Source organism: Oceanicola granulosus HTCC2516 (assembly GCF_000153305.1).
GTDB classification, from domain to species: Bacteria; Pseudomonadota; Alphaproteobacteria; order Rhodobacterales; family Rhodobacteraceae; genus Oceanicola; species Oceanicola granulosus.
The window spans coordinates 541477-544742 of record NZ_CH724107.1 but is presented as its reverse complement, the minus strand read 5'-3'; the positions used below and the strand labels follow the sequence as shown (position 1 = coordinate 544742).

3 protein-coding genes are annotated in these 3266 nt (G+C 74.0%); 1 reads left to right on the top strand and 2 read right to left on the bottom strand.

From position 1 onward, the window contains the following. Positions 1-19 precede the first annotated feature (19 nt). Both OG2516_RS02640 and OG2516_RS02635 read right to left on the bottom strand, forming a co-directional pair. Positions 20-1219 carry an N-acetylmuramoyl-L-alanine amidase gene (locus OG2516_RS02640; protein WP_007254060.1) on the bottom strand — a complete coding sequence of 400 codons (1200 nt, stop codon included), beginning with the start codon at positions 1217-1219 and terminating at the stop codon, positions 20-22. After that, a complete protein-coding gene (locus OG2516_RS02635) occupies positions 1216-2370 on the bottom strand; it encodes an aminotransferase class I/II-fold pyridoxal phosphate-dependent enzyme (protein ID WP_040614912.1) in 1155 nt (384 codons plus the stop codon). The genes OG2516_RS02640 and OG2516_RS02635 overlap by 4 nt, the downstream gene beginning before the upstream one ends. A gap of 134 nt (positions 2371-2504) precedes the next feature. On the opposite strand from OG2516_RS02635, the gene OG2516_RS02630 reads away from it, so the two are divergent. Continuing rightward, positions 2505-3254, top strand: a complete 750-nt coding sequence (locus OG2516_RS02630) for a DsbA family protein (protein WP_007254058.1) — start codon at positions 2505-2507, stop codon at positions 3252-3254. The last annotated feature ends 12 nt before the right edge of the window (positions 3255-3266 follow it).

Below are 3266 nucleotides of genomic sequence, written 5' to 3'. Positions count from 1 at the left end.
CCCACGCCCCAGACGCTCCCTACTGCCGCAACAACGGCGCCAGCGCCGCCTCCTCCGCCGCCCACGCCTGGATCCCGCGCACCAACCCGTCGACGATCTGCCCGCGCCCTTCCGGCGAGAGCAGCCGGGCGCGGTCGGTGTCGCTCGACAGGAAGCCCACCTCGACGAGCACCGAGGGGAAATCGGCCGCGCGCAGCACCGCCAGCATCGCCTCGCGGCGCGGGCGGCTGTTGAGGCGGGCGCCCGAGGCGTCGAGGCCGGCGACGAGGGCGTCGGCGAGGCGCTCCCCCGAGGGGCCGGTCTCGAGGCGGGCGAGGTCCATCAGGATGGTGGCGACGGTGTCGTCCTGGCCGGTGAGGTCGACGCCGCCGAGCAGGTCGCTGCGGTCGTGGCGCTCCGCGAGGCGGGCGCTGGCGCGGTCGCCGCCGCCGTCGCTGAGGGTGTAGACCGTCGCGCCGTGCGCCTCGGCCTCCTCGAGCGCGTCGGCGTGCAGCGACAGGAACAGGTCGGCCCCCGCCTCGCGCGCGATGGTCATGCGGGTCTGGAGCGGCACGAAGGCGTCCTCGCTGCGGGTCAGCACCGGCACCATCCCCGCCCGCGCCACGGCCTCGGCGAGCTCGAGCGCGAGGCGCAGCATCAGGTCGGCCTCGTTGGTGCCGTCGCGCTCGGCGCCGGGATCGACGCCGCCGTGGCCGGGATCGATGGCGACGGCGATGACGCCCCGCTCGCGCGGCGGCGGCGCGGGCAGGCGCACGTCGGGGCCGGCGGTGGTGGCGGCGTCGTCGGGCGCGCCGGCGCGCGCGGCGAAGGCGGCGGCGTCGGTGGGCGTCAGCCGCACCTGCACCAGCGCCTCGCCGGTGGCCGCGTCGGTGACCATGCCCGCGCTCGCGACCTCGAACGGCGCGGCGAGCGTGACGACCATCCGGCTCCAGCCCGTCGCGTGGCGGCCGGTCTGCACGTCCGTCGCCGCGTCGCCCGACAGGAGCCCGTCGCCCGCGCCGCCCCAGTCGACCTCGCGGAAGTCGAGCACCAGCCGGCGCGGCGCGTCGAGGGTGAAGACGCGCCAGGGAACCGGCTGCGACAGCGCCAGGTCGACGGCGATCTCGCCGTCGGCGGCGCGCACGGAGGAGCGGGCCGGGTCCAGCCGCGCGAGGGCGGAGAAGTCCTGCGCGGCGGCGGGCAGCGCGAGGCAGAGGAGCAGGCAGAGGGCGCGGATCACTCGGCGGCGCTCCGCACCGCGAGGAAGCGCTCGAGCCGGTCGAGCCCCTCGGTAATGGCCGCCGTCGACTGGGCGTAGGAGAAGCGCAGCCACTGCCGCCCGCGCTGCGGGTCGAAGTCCACCCCCGGCGTCACGGCGACGCCCGCCTCCTCCAGGATCTCGCGCGCGAAGGCGATGGAATCGTCGGTGTGCGCGCTGACGTCGGCGTAGATGTAGAAGGCGCCGTCCGGCGGCGCGATCCGGTCGAAGCCGGCGCGGGGCAGGCGCTCGAGCATCAGCCGGCGGTTCTCGGCGTAGACGGCGACGTTGGCGTCGAGCGCCTCGCGGCAGTCGAACGCGGCGAGCGCGAGGCGCTGGCTGGCATGGGTGGGGCAGATGAACATGTTCTGCGCCAGCCGCTCGACGACGCGGACATGATTCTCGGGCACCACCATCCAGCCGACGCGCCAGCCGGTCATCGAGAAGTACTTGGAGAAGGAGTTGATGACGTAGACCTCGTCGGTCACCTCCAGGGCGCTGACGGCGCGGGTGCCGTAGGTGAGGCCGTGGTAGATCTCGTCGGAGATCAGCGCCGCGCCGCCCGCGCGGCAGGCGTCCGAAAGGCTCGCGAGGTCGTCGCGCCCCAGCATCGTGCCGGTCGGGTTGGCGGGCGAGGCGACGAGCAGGCCGGCGAGGTCGTATTCGGCGACGTGGGCGGCGACGGGCTGCATCCGGGTCTCGAGGCCGGTGGGGATGCCGACGGGGACCATGTCGAGCGCCTTCAGGATCTGGCGGTAGGACGGGTAGCACGGCTCGCCAAGCCCGACCCGGGCGCCGGTGTCGAACAGCGCCGAGAAGGCGAGCAGGAACGCGCCCGACGCGCCGGCGGTGACGATCACCCGGTTCGGGTCGAGGTCGACGTCGTGCGCTTCGCCGTAGTGCCGCGCGATGCGGGCGCGCAGCTCGGGGATGCCGCGGGCGACGGAATAGCCGAGCGGGCCGGCGCTCATCTCCCGGCCCAGCCGCTCCAGCGCCGCCGCGGGCGCGCCGGTGCCGGGCTGGCCGACCTCCATGTGGACGATGGACCGGCCGGCGGCCTCGGCCGCGGCGGCGGCCTCCATCACGTCCATCACAATGAAGGGATCGACCTGACCCCGCCTTGAGTTCTGCATCACGCGCCCCCTACTCTCGCCCCCGACATGCCAAGCCACGGCCGCCGCCGTCAATGCACCTCGCCGCGAGCCGCCGCCTTGGAATCGGTCCGGGGATGTGGTGTGACGCCCGCGAGCCTATAGGAGACAGCCCGATGATGCGTTCCCTGACCGCCGCCGCCCTCGCCGCCGGCCTCGCCGCCCCCGCCGCCGCCTTCGATCTCGAGGCGCTCAGCGACAGCGAACGCGACGCCTTCCGCGCCGAGGTGCGGGCCTACCTGCTCGAGCATCCCGAGGTGCTGATGGAGGCGATCGGCGTGCTCGAGCAGCGCGACCAGGCGGCGCAGGCGGCCTCCGACGTCGACCTCGCCCGCGCCAACCTCGAGGAGTTGCAGAACGACGGCTATTCCTTCGTCGGCGGCAACCCCGACGGCGACGTCACCCTCGTCGAGTTCGTCGACTACCGCTGCGGCTATTGCCGCCGGGCGCATGCCGAGGTCGAGGAGCTGCTCGCGTCGGACGGCAACATCCGCTTCGTCGTCAAGGAGTTCCCGATCCTCGGCGAGGGCTCGACCCTGAGCTCGCAATTCGCCATCGCCGTCAAGCAGCTGCACGGCGACGCCGCCTACAAGAACGTCCACGACGCACTCATCACCCTGCGCAGCGACGCCGACGAGCCGAGCCTGCGCCGCCTCGCCGAGGGATTCGGGCTCGAGGCCGACGAGATCTTCGCGCGCATGGGCAGCGACGAGGTGGCCGACGAGATCAACGAGACCCGCGCCCTCGCGCAGCGCCTGCAGATCACCGGCACGCCCACCTTCGTGCTCGAGGACCAGATGCTGCGCGGCTACCTGCCGCTCGAGCAGATGCAGGCGTTCGTCGACGCGGTGCGCGCGGAGGGGTGAGGCGGAGCCCCC